The sequence below is a fragment of the Pseudomonas sp. G11 genome, from assembly GCF_029457515.1.
Taxonomy (GTDB): Bacteria; Pseudomonadota; Gammaproteobacteria; order Pseudomonadales; family Pseudomonadaceae; genus Aquipseudomonas; species Aquipseudomonas gorinensis.
On sequence record NZ_CP120377.1, the window covers coordinates 1,119,652 to 1,138,927 of the forward strand.

General features: G+C 62.4%; 17 protein-coding genes. 8 read left to right on the plus strand and 9 right to left on the minus strand.

The window, feature by feature from the left end; translation table 11 throughout:
• Positions 1 to 91: 91 nt before the first annotated feature.
• Complete coding sequence (locus P2T68_RS04960) at positions 92 to 901, minus strand: AraC family transcriptional regulator (protein ID WP_024073236.1); 810 nt, start codon at positions 899 to 901, stop codon at positions 92 to 94.
• A 138-nt stretch (positions 902 to 1,039) separates the two neighbouring features.
• On the opposite strand from P2T68_RS04960, the gene P2T68_RS04965 reads away from it, so the two are divergent.
• Positions 1,040 to 1,678, plus strand: coding sequence for a LysE family transporter (locus tag P2T68_RS04965; protein WP_024073237.1), 639 nt, complete (start codon positions 1,040 to 1,042; stop codon positions 1,676 to 1,678).
• Positions 1,679 to 1,721: 43 nt separating this feature from the next.
• Positions 1,722 to 2,816 (plus strand): D-alanine--D-alanine ligase, encoded by a 1,095-nt coding sequence (gene ddlA, locus P2T68_RS04970; RefSeq protein WP_277379116.1) that lies wholly within the window; start codon positions 1,722 to 1,724, stop codon positions 2,814 to 2,816.
• Positions 2,817 to 2,871: 55 nt separating this feature from the next.
• Here the strand turns inward: ddlA and pgeF are convergent, their stop codons facing one another.
• The 8 genes from pgeF to ssuD all read right to left on the minus strand — a co-directional run bounded on the left by pgeF (position 2,872) and on the right by ssuD (position 12,620).
• Complete coding sequence (gene pgeF, locus P2T68_RS04975; protein WP_102624501.1) at positions 2,872 to 3,594, minus strand: peptidoglycan editing factor PgeF; 723 nt, start codon at positions 3,592 to 3,594, stop codon at positions 2,872 to 2,874.
• A gap of 23 nt (positions 3,595 to 3,617) precedes the next feature.
• A complete protein-coding gene (gene ggt / locus P2T68_RS04980) occupies positions 3,618 to 5,447 on the minus strand; it encodes a gamma-glutamyltransferase (protein WP_277379117.1) in 1,830 nt (609 codons plus the stop codon).
• Positions 5,448 to 5,483: 36 nt separating this feature from the next.
• Positions 5,484 to 6,263, minus strand: a complete 780-nt coding sequence (locus P2T68_RS04985) for a PhzF family phenazine biosynthesis protein (protein ID WP_277379735.1) — start codon at positions 6,261 to 6,263, stop codon at positions 5,484 to 5,486.
• Between the two features lie 193 nt (positions 6,264 to 6,456).
• The gene (locus P2T68_RS04990; protein WP_024073242.1) at positions 6,457 to 7,707 is read right to left on the minus strand and encodes an acyl-CoA dehydrogenase family protein; all 1,251 of its coding nucleotides are present in this window, start codon (positions 7,705 to 7,707) and stop codon (positions 6,457 to 6,459) included.
• A 31-nt stretch (positions 7,708 to 7,738) separates the two neighbouring features.
• Positions 7,739 to 9,166: an LLM class flavin-dependent oxidoreductase gene (locus P2T68_RS04995; RefSeq protein ID WP_069075232.1), complete on the minus strand. Its 1,428-nt coding sequence runs from the start codon at positions 9,164 to 9,166 to the stop codon at positions 7,739 to 7,741.
• Between the two features lie 214 nt (positions 9,167 to 9,380).
• Positions 9,381 to 10,553: an acyl-CoA dehydrogenase family protein gene (locus tag P2T68_RS05000; RefSeq protein WP_069075231.1), complete on the minus strand. Its 1,173-nt coding sequence runs from the start codon at positions 10,551 to 10,553 to the stop codon at positions 9,381 to 9,383.
• 79 nt (positions 10,554 to 10,632) lie between these two features.
• Positions 10,633 to 11,478: an amidohydrolase family protein gene (locus tag P2T68_RS05005; RefSeq protein WP_102624499.1), complete on the minus strand. Its 846-nt coding sequence runs from the start codon at positions 11,476 to 11,478 to the stop codon at positions 10,633 to 10,635.
• The gene (gene ssuD, locus P2T68_RS05010; RefSeq protein ID WP_277379118.1) at positions 11,475 to 12,620 is read right to left on the minus strand and encodes an FMNH2-dependent alkanesulfonate monooxygenase; all 1,146 of its coding nucleotides are present in this window, start codon (positions 12,618 to 12,620) and stop codon (positions 11,475 to 11,477) included. The genes P2T68_RS05005 and ssuD overlap by 4 nt, the downstream gene beginning before the upstream one ends.
• 432 nt (positions 12,621 to 13,052) lie before the next feature.
• On the opposite strand from ssuD, the gene P2T68_RS05015 reads away from it, so the two are divergent.
• Genes P2T68_RS05015 through P2T68_RS05040 form a run of 6 tightly spaced genes read left to right on the plus strand, consistent with a single transcriptional unit; the run spans position 13,053 to position 19,080 of the window.
• Complete coding sequence (locus tag P2T68_RS05015; protein WP_277379119.1) at positions 13,053 to 14,144, plus strand: AMP-binding protein; 1,092 nt, start codon at positions 13,053 to 13,055, stop codon at positions 14,142 to 14,144.
• A gap of 8 nt (positions 14,145 to 14,152) precedes the next feature.
• Positions 14,153 to 14,953, plus strand: a complete 801-nt coding sequence (locus P2T68_RS05020; RefSeq protein ID WP_024073248.1) for an ABC transporter ATP-binding protein — start codon at positions 14,153 to 14,155, stop codon at positions 14,951 to 14,953.
• Positions 14,954 to 14,955: 2 nt separating this feature from the next.
• Entirely contained in the window at positions 14,956 to 15,837 is an 882-nt protein-coding gene (locus tag P2T68_RS05025) for a branched-chain amino acid ABC transporter permease (protein ID WP_102624497.1), read from the plus strand.
• A 21-nt stretch (positions 15,838 to 15,858) separates the two neighbouring features.
• Positions 15,859 to 16,926, plus strand: a complete 1,068-nt coding sequence (locus P2T68_RS05030; RefSeq protein WP_024073250.1) for a branched-chain amino acid ABC transporter permease — start codon at positions 15,859 to 15,861, stop codon at positions 16,924 to 16,926.
• A gap of 48 nt (positions 16,927 to 16,974) precedes the next feature.
• Positions 16,975 to 18,306: an ABC transporter substrate-binding protein gene (locus P2T68_RS05035; RefSeq protein WP_024073251.1), complete on the plus strand. Its 1,332-nt coding sequence runs from the start codon at positions 16,975 to 16,977 to the stop codon at positions 18,304 to 18,306.
• 6 nt (positions 18,307 to 18,312) lie between these two features.
• Positions 18,313 to 19,080 carry an ABC transporter ATP-binding protein gene (locus P2T68_RS05040; protein WP_024073252.1) on the plus strand — a complete coding sequence of 256 codons (768 nt, stop codon included), beginning with the start codon at positions 18,313 to 18,315 and terminating at the stop codon, positions 19,078 to 19,080.
• Positions 19,081 to 19,276 lie beyond the last annotated feature (196 nt).

Consider the following 19,276-nt stretch of genomic DNA (forward strand, 5'->3'; position numbering starts at 1 on the left):
TGGCGGTGGGTCAGTCACCGATGCATTACTGTCAACGCCCTCATCGGGGGCAAGCCCCCTCCCACATTTTGATTGCATTTCAATCCCAGGGTCAGCGCCCGAGCATCTTCACCCAACGCGATGGCGGCATGCCGTAGGTGCTGCGAAATTGCCGGGTCATATGGCTCTGGTCGGTGAAGCCGGCGGTCATCGCCGCATCCACCAATGATTGGCCCTGGGCCAGCAAGTGACGCACCAGATCCAGCCGGCGCATGGTCAGGTAACGGTAGGGGCTGGTGCCGAACAGCAAACGGAAATCCCGCGACAAGGCCCAGCGATCGCGCCCGGCGTGATCGGCGATTTCATCCAGCGTGATGCTGCGGCCCAGGGCGCTGTGGATAAATTCGCGGGCGCGCTCGGCGGCCACGTAATCGAAGGTTTTGCGGCTGATAATGGCGCCGGAGGCGTTACTCAGCGCGTGGGCCAGATCGAACATCGCGTCCTGTTCCTGCAACGGGTCGATAGGGTTATCCAGGTTTTGCAATAACACTTCGCTGGCGCGGAACAGCCTTGGGTCGGTGGATAAACCGTTGGGGATAAACGGCAACGGCTTGCCGCCGAGGATCTGTTGGATCAGCGACGGCTCTACATAAATCATCCGGTACTTGAAGCCTTCGTCACTGCCGGCGTGGCCGTCGTGGGTCTCATCGGGGTGAAGCACCATGGTCGTGCCGGGCAGGCTGTGGATCATGTCGCCGCGATAATGAAAACTCTGCACGCCGAACAAGGTACGGCCGATGGCGTAGGTGTCATGGCGATGCGGGTCGAACGCGAAGCCGGCAAAGTACGCCTCGATACGGTCCAGGCCGCTGGCGTGCGGGGCGCGGTGCAGCCAGTCGAGAGTGGGGGTGGGTTTACCCATGGTGACTTGTCACAAAAAGAGGTGGAAACACGTTAACCCAGTCTGCGTCCCTTGTCTGCCGGGGTCTTGTACGATTGTGCAGGGGGCAGGCGAGGCCTATGATCGCGGTTCGTGCCCTGTGCTGATGGAGTTGCTCCCATGGATGTTCTCAACCCCGCCTACGTGGCACCGCTGGTCTCGCTGGCCCTGCTGTGGACGGTGGCAGTGGTCACGCCCGGCCCCAACTTCTTCAACACGGCGCAGCTGGCCGCCAGCTGTTCGCGCCGCCATGGCGTGGTGGCCTCGGCAGGTGTGGCCACCGGGACGATCATGTGGGGGTTGGCGGGTGGCCTGGGCATCAAGTCGCTGTTTACCGCCGCGCCGATGCTGTACCTGGCGTTCAAGATCATCGGCGGCTGCTACCTGATCTACCTCGGGTTGAAACTGTTCAAGCGCTCGGCTCCGGCCATGGGCCAGAGCCTGTTGCCGGACGAACCCCGGCGTTCGTTATTTTCCGCCTGGCGCCTGGGCTTGTTGGGCAACCTGTCGAACCCCAAGGCTGCACTGTTCGTCGCGACCATCTTCGCATCCACCATGCCGCCGTCACCGTCTCCGATGCTGCTGACCCTGGCGGTGATCACCATGGCGACCTTGTCGTTCAGTTGGTACTCCAGCGTGGCCCTGGTGTTTTCCAGCGCGCGCATGGCCAACCTCTACAGCCGTTCGCGTAAATGGCTCGACCGCTTTGCCGGTGGGTGCTACATGCTGTTCGGCGCACATCTGGTAGCGAATCGCTGACCACCCGTGGTAAGAAGCCTTACTTTCAAAAGCGAGGCGGATCATGAGCAAGTTGCGCGTAGGGATTATTTTTGGTGGCCGTTCGGCCGAGCACGAAGTCTCGCTGCAATCGGCGCGCAACATTGTCGATGCCCTTGACCGGTCACGCTTCGAGCCCATCCTGATCGGCATCGACAAGGCCGGCCACTGGCACCTCAACGACACCTCGAACTTCCTGATCAACCAGGAAAACCCGGTCCTGATCGCCCTCAACCAATCCAATCGTGAACTGGCGGTGGTGCCCGGCAAGGCCAACCAGCAAGTGGTGGAAACCTCAGGCAGTGGTTTGCTGGAACACATCGATGTGATCTTCCCCATCGTCCATGGCACCCTCGGCGAGGACGGCTGCCTGCAAGGTTTGCTGCGCATGGCCGACTTGCCTTTTGTCGGCTCTGACGTACTGGGGTCGGCGGTGTGCATGGACAAGGACATCAGCAAACGCCTGCTGCGCGACGCCGGCATTGCCGTCACTCCGTTCATCACCCTCACGCGCCGTACCGCGGCCCGCACCTCGTTTGACACGGCCGTGAATACGCTAGGCCTGCCGATGTTCGTCAAACCGGCCAACCAAGGCTCCTCGGTGGGGGTGAGCAAGGTCGCCAACGAAGCCGAATACCACGCGGCCGTCGAACTGGCCTTGGGCTTTGATGAGAAAGTGCTGGTGGAGTCCGCTGTCCAGGGGCGCGAGATCGAATGCGCCGTACTCGGCAACGATAACCCCATCGCCAGCGGCTGCGGCGAGATTGTGGTGAGCAGCGGGTTCTATTCCTACGACAGCAAGTACATCGACGACCAGGCCGCCCAGGTGGTGGTCCCGGCCGATATCAGCGCTGAAGCCAGCGAGCGAATTCGCCGCCTGGCGATCGAGGCCTTTGAGGTGCTCGGGTGCGCAGGGTTGGCTCGGGTCGATGTATTCCTCACCGATGACGGTGAAGTGTTGATCAACGAAATCAACTCACTGCCCGGTTTTACCCGTATCAGCATGTACCCCAAGTTATGGCAGGCGGCGGGGATGAGTTACAGCGAGTTGGTGAGCCGGTTGATCGAGCTGGCGCTGGAGCGGCATGCGGGGCGCAAGGGCTTGAAAATCAGCCGCTGAACATACCGAGAGGGCGCTGTGACGAGTGGCCCCGCCACAGGTGGGATGTACGCGCTCAGGGTTTGCGAGCGATCCACGAGTAGATCAGCGTCTTCGTCTCCTGCGGGTGATGGGTCCTTCGGCGGTAGCTGGCAAACAGCGGCGACGTGCAATACGTACACACTTCACTCACCTCGATCTGTTCGCGCCGAACCCCGGCCGCTTGCAGCAGCATCAGCCCATACCGGCTCAGGTCAAACCAGGCACTGTCTGTGTGTCTTGCTTGGGGGGGCGTGATGTGCGGCGCCAGCAGCGGTCGTGGTTGCTCAATGCTCCATGGCGCCCGGTCGTGTTGCCATAAGTGGCCCTGGTCAGCCTGGAACTCGGCAATGAACCCTTCGCTCACTTCATAACAACACGGTTTGATCGATGGCCCGATGGCGACCAGCAACTGATCGACGCCAATCCCTGCGTCGGCAAAGTGCTGCACGGTAGTGGCGACAATCCCGCGTTGCAGGCCTTTCCAGCCGCCATGAACGGCCGCTACGCGTTCGCCATTTTTGGCGGCGAACAGAATGGGCAGGCAATCGGCGGTGATCACTGCGATCGGCTGGTGATGGCCTGTATGTACCCCATCCGCCTCGATCGTATTGGCCACCTGGCCCGCCTGCCACTCAATCACCGCGGCGCTGTGCACTTGCTTGCAGATGAATACTTCATCTGGCCGCGATGGGTCGTCGATCAAACAAAAACCATGGTCGACACCCGCGAGGGCGCCGAGATTATTGGCCTGCTGCAAGGGGCTTTCTCCGCTGATTGACCTCAGTCACCGTATGCCTCGCCTTCCCGTCGAGGGTCCGCGCCGCCGCTCAGCGATACCTTACCCTGGGCGTCGCGCGTGCGAATGATCGCCTGGATACCGCTGGTCATCTCAATCTCGCTCAGCGCATGGCCCTTGTCCTTGAGTGCCTGTTTCAACACGGGGCTGAACAAACCGCTTTCCAGTTCGGTTGCGCCATTACGGCTGCCAAAGTTGGGTAGGCTGATGGCGGCTTGCGGGTCGAGGTTCCAGTCGAGCATGGCCACCAGTGACTTGCTGACGTACTCGATGATCTGCGACCCGCCCGGCGAGCCCAGTGTGGCCAGCAGCTCACCGCTCTGGCGGTCGAACACCAGGGTCGGCGCCATGGCCGAGCGCGGGCGTTTACCGGGTTGTACGCGGTTGGCCACCGGCTGGCCGTTTTCTTCGGCAATAAACGAGAAGTCGGTCATCTGGTTATTGAGTACAAAGCCCTGGACCATCAGGTGCGAGCCAAACGCGGCTTCCACCGTGGTGGTCATCGACACGGCGCCACCCCAGTCGTCCACCGCTACCACCTGCGAGGTGGAGATGCGCAGCGGCGAGCGGTCGGGGGCGTAGGCCACCTGGATACCGGCCGGCTGGCCGGGCTTGGCGATGCCCAGGCTGTGTTCACCGATCAGCGCGGCGCGTTGGGCCAGGTAGCTCGGCGCGACCAGGCCGGCCACGGGCACCGGTACAAAGTCTGCATCGGCCACATACAGCGCACGGTCGGCAAAGGCCAGGCGACCGGCTTCGGCGATCAGGTGCACGGCTTCGGGTACCGGCTCAAGGCCGGCCGGCGAAGCGCTCTTCACCGGCCTCATGGGGGCGATGGCCAGGCGTGGGTCGCGGGCCTCCAGCGCCTGCAATGTGCCCATGATCTGCGCGATGGCAATCCCGCCCGACGACGGTGGTGGCATGCCACAGATTTTCCAGCGCTTGTAATCGCTACACAGCGGCACGCGTTCCTTTGCCGCGTAGCCCTTGAGGTCGGTTGCCGACAGGCTGCCTGCATTGTGGTTGCCCTGCACCTTGCGGGCGATCTCCTCGGCAATCGGGCCGTTGTACAGCGCGTCCGGACCCTCCTGGGCGATGCGCTTGAATACGGCGGCCAGCGCCGGGTTTTTCAGCAGGGTGCCGGTGGCTTTCGGCGTGCCATCGGCATTCAAGAAATAGGCGGCCATGTCTGGCGAGTGCGGGATAAAGCGGTCAGCGGCAATCAGGCTGTGCAAGCGCGGGGAAATCGCGAAGCCCTGTTCCGACAGACGAATCGCAGGCTCGAACAGCTTGGCCCATTGCAGGCGTCCGGTCTTTTTGTGCGCCATGTCCAGTGCACGCAACACACCGGGCGTCGCCACCGAACGCCCGCCAATCTGCGCATCGGTAAACGCCATCGGCTGGCCGTCGGCCTTCAGGAACAAGCGCTCAGTCGCCCCGGCCGGTGCCGTCTCACGGCCGTCATACGCGTGCACGTTTTTTCCGTCCCACAGCATGATGAACGCACCACCGCCGATGCCGGACGATTGCGGTTCCACCAGGGTCAACACGGCCTGCATGGCAATCGCCGCGTCGATGGCAGACCCGCCCTGGCGCAGCATTTCACGCCCGGCCTCGGCCGCCAGCGGGTTGGCGGCGGCCGCCATATGGTGCTGGGCGTGCTGGGTGGTGAGGTCGGCGCGATAGCCCGACCCCAACTCCGGCGCCGGTGGCTGTTCGTTGACAGGGGGGTGGCAGGCCGCGAGGGCCAGGGCTGCGGCAATGATCGTCAACTGACGGCGGTAAATCGAAAACACGCGCTGAACTCCGTTCATTTTGAGAATGATCTGTTGTTCGTGGGTTACTGCGTTCTACAGGTAAATCGTGCCTTGCATATACAGCACGGCCTTGCCGGAAATGATCACCCGGTCGCCCTTGAGGACACAGCGCAACTGGCCTTTGCGTGTGCCGCCTTGCTCCGCCGTGAGGGTCGATTTGCCCAGGCGCTCGGCCCAGAACGGTGCCAGCGACGTGTGCGCCGAACCGGTGACCGGGTCTTCATTGACGCCCACGTTCGGCCCGAACCAACGAGAGATAAAATCAAATCGCGCGCTTTTGGCCGTCACTGCAATCCCACGCTTGGGCAGGCCCTTGAGTCGCGCAAAGTCTGGCGTGAGCGCGGCGACCTGGGCTTCGTCCTCCAGCAACACGATGTAGTCATCGGTGCCGAACACCTCGGCGCTTTCAATCCCCAGGGCGCTCAACATCCCGGCGGGCGGCTCACAGGGTTGCGGCGCTTTGGCAGGGAAATCCATCGCCAGTTCATCACCCTCGCGCGTGACCCGCAGCTCACCGCTGCGAGTGGCAAAACGCAGCACTTGAGGCGCATCCGGCAACTGGTGAATCAACACCCACGCCGCCGCGAGCGTGGCATGGCCGCACAGGTCCACTTCGACTTGCGGGGTGAACCAGCGCAACTCATAGAAGTCGCCACGGGGCACGAAGAACGCGGTTTCCGAGAGGTTGTTTTCGGCGGCAATGTTGTGCAGTTGCGCGTCGCTCAGCCATTCGGTCAGTGGGCACACCGCAGCGGGGTTGCCGCCGAAGGGGTGTTGGCTGAAGGCGTCGACTTGGTAGATGTCCAGTTTCACCGTGGTGTACTCCATGCGTGGTGGGAGGCTGGACACTAACAGCGGGCTCTGGGGAGCGTCAAAATACAGAAGGCGTGTTTTTTTGCGCGCATGCAAGCTGCAGGGAAGGGGGCGGCGGAGTTTTTTCTGTGTCTCAGAAAAAATGCCCCGACAGGCCGGGGCATTTTCAGGTCGCGGTTTACACAGTCCGGCGCTATTTCTGCGCGTGGTTTTGCTGGCCGCCACCGCCGATCTGCCACACGTAGGGCGGTTCGGTGCCATTGATCTCCCAGTCACCGATGATCCGCTCTTTATAGATCAATGGATTATGTGAGGCCGCTGTGCGCGCATTGCGCCAGTGTCGGTCGAGTTGCAGGCTCGTGCGTGCGGCGGATGCGCCAAGGGCGTTGAACAGGTCGCTGGTGGCGCGAAGCACCAGATCGGCAATCACCACTTGCGCTTGGGCCGACTCCAGCTCTGCCGCAATATTGGCCTCGCGTTCGGCTTGCGCATCCTTGGCGAAGTGCGCCACGTAGGCGCGTTGTGAGGCCTGTGCGGCGCGCAGGGTAGCCGCTTCGGCCGTGTAGACCTGCGCCGAGGCCTTGCCGACCACCTGCTGCACCTGCGCATCGTCACGCACCGCCGCGGCATTGCCATGGCTGAACACCCGGGTGCGAACACGTACCTGTTGGGCCACCTCTCGCACGGCCGCCTGCCCCGACCCGACCAGGACGGCCAGCAGGGTCAGTTGGTAAAACGCCGTTTGGTATTTAAAGCGCGTGGAGAAGTCGATCAGGTGGTCGTCTTCAACCACTGCGTTTTCAAACACGGAAGTGCCGCTGCCGGTGGTGCGCTGACCGAAGCCATCCCAATCGTCGCTTTGACGCACACCCGGTTGCTGCACGCGGACCGCCGCGATCACATCGGCACCGGTGTCATCCCGTTGGGCGTACAGGTCGATCCAGTCGGCGAACAGGCTGCCGGTGCTGTAGAACTTGGTGCCGTTGGCGACCCATTGCTCGCCCTGGCGGCTGATGCGGGTAATCACCTGGCCGATCTTCACGTCGCCGACTTCGGTCCAGGCATTGCCGACCAGCTCCCCGGCCACAAACCGCCCGAACCAGGCGTTCTGCGGGCTGAATGCCTGGGCGTTGAGGCGGTCTTCGACAAACGCAAAATGCCCGCGCAGGGCTTGTGTCACGTTGGAGTCGGCAGCCGCCAGTTCAATCAACAGTTGGAACAGTTGCGGCAGCGAGGCGCCGGCCCCGCCGAATTCGACCGGGACACGCACGGCGCCGAACCCGGCTTGCTTGAGCCATTTGATCGGTTCGAACGGCAGTGTGCGAGTGCGTTCGCGCTCGACCGCGCCCTCGGCAATACGCGCAAAGATCGGCCGAAAACGCGCGGCGAGCGCTGCGTAATCCGTACCGACAGACAGTGTGTTCAGCGTGGCGAAACTGGACATGGAATGGATTCCTCTTCAGCGCAGATAAGCGTCAAGTCAGGTCAGAGAATTTGGACGGTTTGGTGTGATCGGTGGCGTTGGCGCCGGTTTTGAATGCACCGCGATAACGTGCCGCCGGATGGTCGTCGGCGGCATACGGCGAAGTGCCGTCGAGCAGGTTTTCGCGCAGGGTGTCGCCCTCATAGGAGGTGCGGACACGGCCCCGGCGTTGCAGCTCCGGAACGATGAACTCAACGAGGTCTTCGAACGTGCCCGGGGTGATCGCATAGGCCAGGTTGAAGCCGTCGATACCGCCGACGTCCACCCAGCGCTCCATCTCGTCGGCCACCGTTTTCGGGCCGCCCACCAACACCGGGCCTAGGCCGCCGATGCTGCGGTGTTTGATGATGTCGCGTGGCGTCCACTTGCGGTCGGGGTCGGCGGTGGCGAGCAGTTCCAGCACCGAGCGGATGCTGTCGTTGTCGATCGCCTCCAGGGGTTGGTCCGGGTCGTATTCGGAAAAGTCGATGCCGGTCCAGCCGCCATAAAACGACAACATGCCTTCGCCATTGGCATAGCTCAGGTAGTCGCGGTATTTGGCTTGCGCGGCTTCATCGCTTTCAGCGGTGATCACCGTCAACAGCGTGAACACCTTGACCGAATCACGGCTACGGCCCGCTTCCACGGCGCGGTTGCGGATGTCATCGGACACCTCGCGCGCCTGTTCTGCGGTGGCCGGGCTGATGAACACCCCTTCGGCGTGCTTGGCGGCAAAGGCGCGGCCACGGCTGGAGGCGCCGGCCTGGAAAATAACCGGGGTGCGCTGTGGCGACGGCTCGGACAAATGGATGCCCGGCACATCGTAGTATTTGCCCTTGTGACCGATCGGGTGGACTTTGCTCGGGTCGGTAAAGATCCCGCGCTCACGGTCACGCAGCACCGCGTCTTCATCCCAGGAGCCTTCCCACAGTTTGTAGGTCACGTCCAGAAACTCATCGGCGATGTCATAGCGTTCGTCGTGCGAGATCTGTTGCTTGAGGCCCAGGTTGACCGCCGCGCTGTTGAGGTACGAGGTCACCACGTTCCACGCCACGCGGCCCTTGGTCAGATGGTCGAGGGTCGAGAACTTTCGCGCCAGGGCGTAAGGCTGTTCATAGGTCAGCGCCGATGTCACGCCAAAGCCCAAGTGCTTGGTGACGGTGGCCATGGCTGGCACTTGAAAGAAGGGATCGTTGACCGGCACCTGATCGGCGTCAAGCAAGGAGGTTTCCACCGAGCCGCGATAGATGTCATAGACGCCGACGACGTCAGCGATAAACACCGAGTCGAAATAGCCGCGCTCAAGCAGCTTGGCCAACTCCACCCAGTAATCAAGGTCTTTGTATTTCCATGCCTGGCTGTCTGGGTGACGCCAGGTGCCCGCGGCCTGATGACTCACGCAGGTCATTTCAAACGCATTGAGGATTATGCGGGAAGCCATAGTCGATTAACTCCAGTTGTCTTGATTCATGGGGCACGCACGGCGGTCCAATCGTGGTTTAAAGGGGTGATTGCATAGTTCATGCCGAGTGCTAAAGGGCTGTAATACCTGGGTTTTTGCCGGCTTTTGGGCTGGGCGCCTATCACTGGGTAACACTTTGTTGTTTTGGTGAATGGTGGCGAACACCGACCCTGCCTGGCCGTGATCGCGAGCCTCAGGAATAGAAGCTCGGCGTTGGCGGTTTCTGCTTTAAGGCCCACTCGCCGAGTTCGCGGATGCGGTAGTCCACCGGGTCGTGCAAGGTTTGGGTCCGCAGGTTTCGCCAGTAGCGATCAAAGCGCCGCGAGGCATGGGTGGCGCGGGCGCCTGTCACCTCAAACAGCCTCGAACTCAGGTCCAGGCCCACCCGGGTGGCATGGACCTTGGCGCTGCCGATGGCCAGGGCCAGGTTCGCGCGCTCCTCGGCGCGCAGCTGTTCGCCGCGGTTCCAGGCGTTGTCGAACAACGCGTTGGCCCGTTCTGCCAGGGCGCGTACCGCCTCCAGGCCGACCCAGAACTCGCCGTAGTGGGCTAGCACATATGGGTCGTCGACCGCCCGGTCGACCTCGGACTTGAACCAGGCGCGTGCTTCGTGGGTGGTGTAGTGCTGCGCCTGCTCAAAGGCGCCTTCGGCAATGCCCAGGAACAGGTTGACGAACGTCAGTTGCGCCAACAGCGGCCGCAGCCCGGAAAACACCGTGCTCAGCGGGCCCGGGTCCAGCAGCAGTTCATCCTCGGCCACCCGCACGCGTTCGAAACGGGCGCTGCCGCTGTCGGTCTGGCGTTGGCCCATATTGTTCCAGTCGTTGAGCAGGGTAATGCCGACGCGGTCGGTAGGGATCGCGGCGATCAGCAGTTTGCCTGCGCCACTGTCCTCCAACGCCGAGGCAATCAGCCGGTCGGAGTCGCTGGCGCCGGAGCAAAAGCTCTTCATCCCGGAAAACTCCCGCCCGCCGTCGATACGCGTGGCCACGGTACGGGTGTCCAGCGGGTTGAGGGCGTTGCCCCAGAACCAGCGCTGGCGGACGGTTTGTTCCAGCCAGGGCTGCCACTGATCGGGCCGCGAGAACAGGCGCACAGTGGCCAGCATCAAGTGTTGGAAACCAAACACGTGGGCCATCGAACTGTCGACCTTGGCGAACTCGCGCACGATGTTCAGCGTGTCGCTCCAACTGGCGCCGAGGCCGCCGAATTCACGGGGAATACTCAGGGTCAACAGGCCGCTGTCGCGCAGGGCATCACGCTCGCGTTTCGGCGTGCCGCCGCGCTCGTCACGCTCGGCAGCCGTACTGGCCCAGTCGGCCGCCAGGCGGCGGGCGACGAGCACAGGATCGTTGGGGGTGGTCACAGGGGAACTCCTTGAAGTTGAAAACGGCGCCGGGCCGCCCCTGGATGACGGCCGGTCCCAGCGTGTAGCGCGAGGTGTTCTACAGCCCAAACAGCCGGGCGGCATTGCCGTAGAGGACGTTGTCGAGTACCTCGGGTTTGAAACCCAGGCGCAGGACATCCTCGATGGATTGACGAATCGGGCGGAACGGATAGGACGAGCCGAACAGCAACTGCTCTGCCAGAAAGCCGTTGGCCGCCTGCACGTAGGCGTCGCTGCCGGGCTGGAACAGGTACATGTCCGGCACCAGGTAGATGTTCGGGTAGCGAAACGCCACGCCCAGCGCTTGCTGCACGTTGGGCCAGTAGCCGTGGTAGCAGACGATCGACAGCTGCGGGAACGCCCGGGCGACCTTGGCCAGGTGTTCGGGGTTGTTGAAGGCGGGGTCCGGGGTGGTCGGCCCGCTCATCAGAAACAGCGGAATGCCGTGTGCCTGCAAATGCTCGTAGATCGGCCAGTACAACGGGTCATCCGGCTGCCTGGCCGGTTCGCCAAACCCTGGCTCCAGGTCGATCCCGGCCAGGCCCAGCGCCGAGATGGCGCGCTCGATCTCGCCCAGCGCGCCGTCGATACCCTGCAGCGCCGGGTCGATGCTGGCGATGCCGAGCAACTCAGTGTGGTCGCGCACGATGCTGTGAATCAGGTCGTTGGGCAGATGCTGGCCGGGCGTGTGCCGACCGACCACCACCGCCCGGCTCAACCCGGCGTCGCGCACTTCATCGAGAAACCCCTGGGGTGTGCGCGAGCGGGCGAAGTGCTCGTCGTCGCCACGCGTGCCCACCCGCCGGTTCAGCCAGCGGGCGGTGGCGGTCTCGGCGCTGCCTGGGGTGGCGCCGAAAAAATCGTGCAGGTACGCCGGGCGGCAGCGCATATCAATCACGTTCATGCCGTGGCCTCGTCCTTGACCGATGTGTGGCCGGCCCGCACGTCGAACGCGCCGCCGGTGAGTACTTGGTCGCGGACCGTGACAGGCTGTTTGCCCAACAGTGGGAACACCAGTTCGGCAAAGCGGAAAGCCTCTTCCAGGTGCGGGTAGCCGGACAGTACAAAGCGGTCTACGCCGAGGTCGGCATATTCCTGCAGGCGCTTGGCCACGGTCTGAGGGTCGCCCACCAGCGCCGTGCCGGCGCCTCCGCGCACGAGGCCGACACCGGCCCACAGGTTGGGCGAGACCTCGAGCTTGTCGCGCTGTCCACCATGCAGGGCGGCCATGCGGCGCTGACCTTCGGAGTCCATCTTGGCGTAATTATTTTGCGCGTCGGCGATGACATCGTCATCGAGGTGGCTGATCAGTTCTTCGGCCGCCGCCCAGGCCTGCTCGTTGGTTTCACGCACGATCACATGCAGGCGCACACCGAAATGCAGCGTGCGCCCATATTTTTTCGCGCGCTCGCGCACATCGGCGATTTTCGCGGCCACGGCCGCCGGCGGTTCGCCCCAGGTCAGGTAGGCGTCGACCTGTTGGGCCGCCAGTTCATGGGCAGCAGGGGACGACCCGCCAAAATACAGGGGCGGGTGCGGTTGCTGTATGGGTTTGAAGAAGTTCTGCGCCCCTTCGACGCGCACATGCTTGCCGGTGAAATCCACCACCTCGCCACTGAGCAAGCGACGCCAAACGGTCAGGAACTCGCCAGCGGCTTCGTAGCGTTGGTCGTGGTCGAGGAAAATACCGTCGGCGGCCAACTCGGTGGCATCGCCGCCGGGTACGACGTTGAGCAGCAAGCGGCCGTTGCTGGCCTGGTCCAGTGTGGCCGTCTGACGGGCCGACGCCGTGGGGTTGCCCAGCGAGGTGCGCAGCGCCACCAGCAACTTCAGGCGATGGGTGACCGGTACCAGGCTGGCGGCGGTAATCCACGGGTCCAGGCAACTGCTGCCGGTGGGAATCAACCCCCCGTCATAGCCCAGGCTCTCGGCGGCTACCGCGATTTGCTGCATGTATTTGTTGGTGGCCGGGCGGCCGCTGTCGGATCGGCCCAGATAACGGGTGTCGCCGGACGTGGGCAGAAACCAAAAGATATCAAGACTCATCAACACGCTCCTCGCTGCAAAAATAAGAAGCCCGCTGCCTTGGGTAAGGTAAGACGGCAGCAGGTTGTGCAACGCAGGGCCGGCACGGCTCTATAGAGGCGCTTGTTGGAACAAGTCTGTGGCTGTGGCCGATAGTTCCAAGAGAGCAAGCATCGTACCAATTCGTTAACTTATTGATTTATAAAGTGATGATTGGTTTATGTGGGGCGATGACTGTCGCTGGAAGCGGGCAAGTGTTGAAGCGCTGTTGCCCGGCAAACAGTTGTGCGCAAAGAGAGAAGTGTTCGCTGGGCAACAGGCTTTAAGCAGGCTGTGCCAAATCAATACATGATTGTTTCCGCAAAATGCACATAACTAGTTGATAATTAACAATTTAAATCTTGGCATGGAGACTGCAAAAGTGGCTGTATAGCACTCTGAAGGAGAGTCCCCATGGCCCAGACACTGCCGCTGGCGTTGTTACAGCAAGGCCAAACCCGAGGTTCGGCGGTAGCCCTGCGCTACAAGCGCCTGGGCATCTGGCACGCCCGCAGTTGGAGCGAGTTGGCGCAGGATGTTGGCCGTCTTGCGGCAGCGCTGCATCAGCGCGGGTTCGGTCGCCACGACGATTTACTGATCATCAGCCAGGCGCGTTCCGAAGCTTTGTTGCTGGCCCTGGCCGCGCAGTGGCTGGGCGGCAGTGTCACGTTGCTGGACCCCGAACGCGACAACCGCGCATTGCTGGCCCGCCTGCGACCGAGCTTCGTGCTGGCCGAAGCCCTGGATGCCGTGCAGCAGGTCCGGCATGCCGATCTTCCACCCCGTGTGCTGCTGTTCCTCGACGGGCGCGGCCTGAATGCCGGTGAAGGGAAGGGGTTGAGCGCTTACGCCGATTTGTTCTCTGGCGTGGCGGCGGAACCGCCGGTCTGCGCGACTGAGCCGGCGGCTATCGCCTTCGTGTTCCATGCCGATACGCACGGGCCTTCCCTACGGTTGAGCCATGCGCAGCTGCTGGGGGGCGCCCGCAAGCTGGTAGCGCGCGAGCACCTGAGCGGCGCCGAAGAAGCCTTGGCGGCCCGTGTGTTCGCCGCCAGCGGTCAGGCGCGTTACCTGCTGGCGCCCTGGCTCTGTGCCGGGTTCTGCCTGAATTTCCCGGAAGCCATGGCCACGCGCGACACCGACCGCCGTGAGTTGGGGCCAACCCTGGTGCTGGGCACGCGTGAGTCCTATGCCCGTCTGGAGCAGTGGGCGCGAGAGCGTCTGCCGTTACCCGGCACGCTCGGTCATCGGTTGTACCGCTGGGCGATGGTGCCGGACGCGCAGGCTTTCCGCCGCTGGCTCGGCTACTGGCTGATCCGCAGACCCTTGCTCGATGTGTTGGGCATGAGCCGCCTGCGCGTGCCGTTGCTGGTCGGGCCCGCGCTGAGCCAAGAGAGCGCCGCTTTTTTTGGTGCCCTGGGCATCCACCCGGGCAACTGGCAGGAACCTTCCGCCCGGCAGGAACCTGCCGATACCCGCATCCCCCTGATTTCTCAATCCGTCTGACGAGCCCCATGAGCGCAACCACTGAATCCGAATTACTGCGGCTCGATGACATCTCCCTGTCGTTCAAGGGGGTCAAGGCCATTACCTCCATCAGTTTCGCCGTGAAGGCCGGGGAAATCTGTGCATTGATCGGCCCCAACGGCGCGGGCAAAAGTTCGCTGCTCAATGTGATCAACGGCGTCTACCAGGCCCAGAGCGGCAGTGTCACCTATGCCGGACAGGCCCGGCGCCGTATGCGCCCGCACCAGGCCGCCGAGCGCGGTATTGCGCGGACCTTTCAAAACATCGCGCTGTTCAAGGGCATGAGCGTGCTCGACAACGTGCTGACCGGCCGCAACCTCAAGCTCCGCAGCAGTTGGATCGAGCAGGTGCTGCGCCTGGGCCGTGCGCCTCGCGAGGACGACGAGCAGCGCCGTCACGCGGAAAAAATCATCGAGTTCCTGCGCATCCACCCCTGGCGCCATGTGCTGGTGGGCAAGCTGCCTTACGGCTTGCAGAAACGTGTCGAACTGGCCCGCGCCCTGGCCGCTGAGCCGAGGTTGCTGCTGCTGGATGAACCCATGGCCGGCATGAACGCTGAAGAGAAGGACGAGATGAGCCAATTCATCCGCGACATCAACCGCGAGTTCGGCACCACCGTGGTGCTGATCGAACACGACATCGGGGTGGTCATGGGCTTGTGCGACCACGTGGTCGTGCTCGATTACGGCCGCAAGATCGGTGATGGCACGCCCGAGCAAGTGCGTGCCAATCCCGATGTGATTGCCGCTTACCTGGGCACGCGGCGTTCCCGTGCGGAGAGCCACTGAACATGCAATTTTTCTTCGAAGTGCTGATTGGCGGGCTGCTGGCGGGCGTCATGTACTCCCTGGTGGCAATTGGTTTTGTCCTGATCTACAAGGCTTCCGGCGTGTTCAATTTCGCCCAGGGGTCGATGGTGCTGTTCGCCGCGCTGACCTTTGTCAGCCTGCTCGAACGCGGCTTCCCGTTCGCATGGGCGTTTGTCATCACGCTGGCGAGCATGGTGGTGCTGGCGTTGCTGATCGAAAAAATGGTGCTGCGGCCCCTGGTCAATCGAGCACCGATCATCCTGTTCATGGCCACGCTCGGGCTGTCCTACATGATCGAAGGTTTTGCGCAGTTTCTATGGGGGGCTCAAGTCCACGGTCTGGAATTGGGCATCGCCGATGAGCCGCTGGAAATCCGCGGCATGTTGCTCTCGCAATTCGACCTGTTTGCTGCCGGAACGGCGGCCACTTTGGTGATCGCCTTGTCGCTGCTGTTCAACCGGACCCGAGTCGGTTTGTCGCTGCGCGCGGTTGCCGATGATCCGTTGGCGTCCCTGGCCGTGGGCATCCGCCTGCCACGCATCTGGGCGCTGGTGTGGGCGGTGGCAGGTTTTGTCGGGCTGGTGGCCGGGTTGCTCTGGGGCGCTCGTCTGGGGGTGCAGTTTTCCTTGTCATTGGTGGTGCTCAAGGCCTTGCCGGTGTTGATCATCGGCGGTTTTTCCTCCATCGGCGGGGCGATTGTCGGCGGGCTGATCATCGGTGCGGCGGAAAAAGTCGCGGAGATTTACCTCGGCCCGGTCATCGGCAGCGGCATCGAAAACTGGGTGCCTTACGTCCTCGCCTTGCTGTTTCTGTTGGTGCGGCCTGCCGGGTTGTTCGGCGAGCGGGCGATCGAACGGGTCTGATTTTTTTCAAGGAATGCCTTCATGCTTTATCGAGAAGCCGGTCAACTGAGCACCTCTTATGCGATGGAACGGCGCACGTTCCGCTTGCGCCAGGACCGCGTGGGCCTGTGGCTGCTCTTGGGGTTTGCCTTCATTGCGGTGCCCTGGCTGGGCAATGACTATTGGTTCAGCGCGATTCTGCTGCCGCTGCTGGTGTTGTCCCTGGCGGGCCTGGGGTTGAACCTGTTGACCGGTTATGCCGGGCAGCTGTCCCTCGGATCGGCGGCGTTCATGGCGGTGGGTGCGTTCGCCGCCTACAACCTGCAATTGCGCGTGCCGGGTTTGCCGCTGCTGGTGAGTTTCGCGCTGGGTGGGGTGATCGCTGCGCTGGTGGCTGTGGTCTTCGGTTTGCCGAGCCTGCGGATCAAGGGCTTTTACCTGCTGGTGGCGACCCTGGCCGCGCAGTTCGTGGTGGAGTGGGTACTGACCCGGTTCAGTTGGTTTACCAACGACAACGCCTCCGGGGTCATCACCTCGCCACCGCTGCTCATCGCGGGGCTGGATTTCAGTTCGCCCCGTGGGCGTTATCTGTTGACCCTGGCGGTGGTCGTGGTGCTGTTCTGGCTGGGCAAAAACCTGGTGCGCAGCGAGTTGGGCCGCAACTGGATGGCTGTGCGCGACATGGACACTGCCGCCGCCGTGATCGGCATTCGCCTGTTCAAGGCCAAGCTGCTGGCGTTTGCCATCAGTGGCTTTTACCTCGGGGTTGCGGGTTCGCTGTGGGCGTTTGCCTACCTGGGCACGGTGGAGCCCCACGGCTTCGATCTCAGCCGCTCATTTCAAGTGCTCTTCATCATCATTATCGGCGGCCTGGGCAGTGTGCTCGGCAATGTCCTGGGCGCCGCTTTCATCGTGTTGTTCCCGATTCTGCTGGCCAACCTCTTCGGGCTGTTGCCCGGCGGGCTGATCGATTCCGGCCAGTTGGAAAACATCCAGAAAATGCTCTTTGGCGCGTTGATCATCGCTTTCCTGATCAAGGAACCCGAGGGCCTGGCCCGACTGTGGCAACGCTTTCGCCAACGGGCCCGGATCTGGCCGTTGCGTTACTGATTGTTCTCATCCCTGACCCCCATCCTTCGTTCACGAGGAACTGCCTTCATGACTCACCGCACACCGCTGCGTCGCCTGCTATTAGGCTTGGCCTTGATCACCGCCGGGCTCAGTGCCGGCGCTCACGCCGACAACGAACAGTACTTCCCCTTGCAGAGCTATCGGGTCGGACCCTACGCCGCCGGTGGCACCGGCTTCTTCGGCGGCTTTATCGACTACCTGCAATACATCAACGCAAAGGGTGGGGTGAACGGCGTCAAGCTGACCTGGAGCGAGTGCGAAACGGAGTATGTGGTGGAGAAGGGCGTCGAATGCTACGAGCGCCTCAAGGGTGGCCTTAATGGTGCGCCGGCCGCCGCGACCAACCCGTTGTCGGTGGGCATTGCCTACGCGACGCTGGAACGTTCGACCGCCGACAAATTGCCACTGATCACCATCAACCACGGTCGCACCGACTCCACCGACGGTAGCGTGTTCCCTTACGTGTTCCCGCTGCAGCTCAACCCGTATTCGGAAGTCTCGGCAATCATCAACTACATCGGCACGCGCGAAGGCGGGGCCGACAAACTCAAAGGCAAGAAGATCGCCGTGCTTTACCACGGCTCGCCGTACGGCAAGGAAACCAATGGCGTCCTGGAAACCCTGGCGAAAAACGCCGGTTTCGAACTGACCCTGCTGGAAGTGCCGCACCCCGGCAACGAGCAGCAATCGCAGTGGCTCAATATCCGTCGCCTCAAGCCGGACTGGGTGATCCTGCGCGGTTGGGGGGTGATGAATCCGGTGGCGCTGAAGTCCGCGCAAAAGGTCGGTTACCCGGTGGATCACATCATCGGCAACATCTGGAGCAACTCGGAAGAGGACGTGGTGCCGGCAGGCGCGGCCGCCAAAGGCTTCATTTCCATCACTACCCACCCTTCCGGCACAGATTTCCCGGTGCTGCAGGGCATCAAGCAAAGCGTGGTGGACGCCGGCAAGGGCAACCTGGCCGATCCGAAGCGCTTCGGTACGGTGTACTACAACCTCGGTGTGGTGAACGGCATTCTCAACGTCGAAGCCGTGCGCCTTGCACAGGCAAAATACGGCGCCAAGCCATTGACCGGCGAGCAGGTGCGTTGGGGCTTCGAACACCTGAACCTCGACGATGCGCGCTTGCAGGCATTGGGCGCCAAGGGCCTGGTGCAGCCGTTGAAGTTGTCGTGCGCCGATCATGAAGGCGGCGGTGCGGTGCGCTTTCAGCAATGGGACGGCCAGCGTTGGAACCTGATCAGCGACTGGGTCCAGGCCGACCGTGCGTTGTTGCGGCCGATCATCGAGGCTTCCGCCGCCCAGTACGCCAAGGAAAAAGGCATCACCCCGCGCAATTGCAGCCAGGAGCAATAAGGTCCGATGAGCCAGAGCCTATACGCCACCCCGCCCTTGCTGAGCGTCGAGCAGGTCGTCGTTTTCTACGAACAGTCGATCCTCGCCTTGCGCGGCGTAACGCTAAAGGTCGGCAAGGGGCAGATGGTGGCGTTGCTCGGGGCGAATGGTGCGGGCAAAAGCACCACCCTCAAGGCCATCTCCAGCCTGGTGCGCGCAGAGCGCGGTGAAGTGACCGAGGGCCGGGTGGTTTACCAAGGGCAAGTGGTCACCGATAGCGACCCCGCCAACCTGGTGCTGTCGGGGTTGGCCCAGGTGCTTGAAGGGCGACATTGCTTCACCCACCTGACGGTCGAGCAGAACCTGCTGATCGGCGGCTTTTCCGGGCGACCGTCGCGCAAGGTATTGAACCAGCGTCTGGAGCGCATCTACGGCTACTTCCCCAGGTTACGCCTGCTGCGCAAACGCCTGGCGGGCCTGACCTCCGGTGGCGAGCAGCAAATGGTCGCCATCGGTCGCGCGCTGATGTCCGAGCCGTGCCTGTTGTTGTTGGACGAACCGTCCATGGGCCTGGCGCCCCAGGTGGTCGAAGAAATCTTCGAGATCCTTGCCCGGCTCAATCGCGATGAGGGGTTGAGCCTGCTGGTGGCCGAGCAGAACATCAACATCGCCCTGGATTACGCGCATTACGCGTTTGTGCTGGAGAACGGTTGGGTAGTGGATGAAGGTTCGGCAGCCGAACTGGCGACACGTAAGCAAATGCAGAACTATTACCTGGGCGCTGCGCAGGCTTAGGCGGTGTTGCGTGTTGAAAAAGGAAAGGCCATAAGCCTTTCCTTTTTTTGTTTGTGCGCCAGACAAGTTTAACGTGTGTCAAGTGTTTGCAGTGCAACACCGAGTTCACAAAGTGCGGATTAATACGCCCGAAAAATAGTCGTTAAGTTAATCTAACTAATTGAAATATATAATTTTATTGGGTTGGCATGATTTT